This is a genomic window from Aquamicrobium ahrensii (genome assembly GCF_040545755.1).
GTDB lineage: Bacteria > Pseudomonadota > Alphaproteobacteria > Rhizobiales > Rhizobiaceae > Mesorhizobium > Mesorhizobium ahrensii.
In genome coordinates, this window is record NZ_JBEPMN010000036.1 from 1 (window position 1) to 1,509 (window position 1,509).

Consider the following 1,509-nt stretch of genomic DNA (forward strand, 5'->3'; position numbering starts at 1 on the left):
CGCATGATCTTGCCCGAGCGCGTCTTGGGCAGGCCCGGCGTGAACTGGATCTTGTCGGGCGAGGCGATCGGCCCGATCTCCTTGCGCACATGGGCGACGAGCTCCTTGCGCAATTCCTCGTCCGGCGCCTCGCCGTCCATCAGCGTCACATAGCAGTAGATGCCCTGGCCCTTGACGTCGTGCGGATAGCCGACCACCGCCGCCTCCGACACCTTGTCGTGCGCCACCAGCGCCGACTCCACCTCCGCCGTGCCCATGCGGTGGCCCGACACGTTGAGCACGTCGTCCACACGGCCCGTGATCCAGTAATAGCCGTCGGCGTCGCGCCGGCAGCCGTCGCCGGTGAAGTAGCGGCCCGGATATTGCGAGAAATAGGTCTCGATGAAGCGCTTGTGGTCGCCATAGACCGTGCGCATCTGGCCCGGCCACGAATCGGCGATGCACAGATTGCCGTCGGCAACCCCCTCCAGCACATTGCCCTCATTGTCGACCAGCTGCGGCCGCACCCCGAAGAAGGGCCGCGTGGCCGAGCCGGGCTTGAGGTCGGTGGCCCCCGGCAGCGGCGAGATCAGGATGCCGCCGGTCTCCGTCTGCCACCAGGTGTCGACGACCGGGCAGCGGCCCTCGCCAACCACAGTGTAGTACCACTCCCACGCCTCCGGGTTGATCGGCTCGCCGACCGAGCCCAGCACCCGCAGCGACTTGCGCGAGGCGCGCTTCACGAACTCGTCGCCCGCCCCCATCAGCGCGCGGATGGCGGTGGGGGCGGTGTAGAAGATGTTGACCTGGTGCTTGTCCACCACATCCCAGAAGCGGCCCTGATCGGGATAGTTGGGCACGCCCTCGAACATCAGCGTCGTCGCCCCGTTGGCCAGCGGCCCGTAGACGATGTAGGAATGGCCCGTCACCCAGCCCACATCGGCCGTGCACCAGTAGACGTCGCCGTCATGGTAGTCGAACACATGCTGGTGGGTCAGCGCGGCGTAGACCAGATAGCCGCCGCTGGTGTGCAAAACCCCCTTCGGCTTGCCGGTGGAGCCGGACGTGTAGAGGATGAACAGCGCATCCTCCGCATTCATCTGCTCCGGCGCGCAGTCCGCCCCCACCGAGGCCAGCTCTTCGTCGTACCACAGGTCGCGGCCGCGCGCCCAGCCGACCGCGCCGCCGGTGCGGCGCACCACCAGCACGTTCTTCACCAGGACATGGTTCTTCGCCGCGATGTCGATAGCCTTGTCGGTGTTCGCCTTCAGCGGAATGGCGCGCCCGCCGCGCAGCCCCTCATCGGCCGTGATGACGAAGGTCGATTCGCAGTCGACGATGCGCCCGCCCAGCGCGTCGGGCGAAAAGCCGCCGAACACGACCGAATGCACCGCCCCGATGCGCGCGCAGGCCAGCATCGCAAAGGCCGCCTCCGGGATCATCGGCATGTAGATGGTGACCCGGTCGCCCTTTTGCACGCCGTGCTTCTTCATCACATTGGCCAGCCGGCACACCTGCTCGTGCAGCTCC

1 protein-coding gene is annotated in these 1,509 nt (G+C 67.3%); it reads right to left on the reverse strand.

The genetic code is table 11. From position 1 onward, the window contains the following. On the reverse strand, window positions 1-1,509 hold a 1,509-nt coding region (gene acs / locus ABID44_RS18640), incomplete at both ends, for an acetate--CoA ligase (RefSeq protein WP_354153174.1).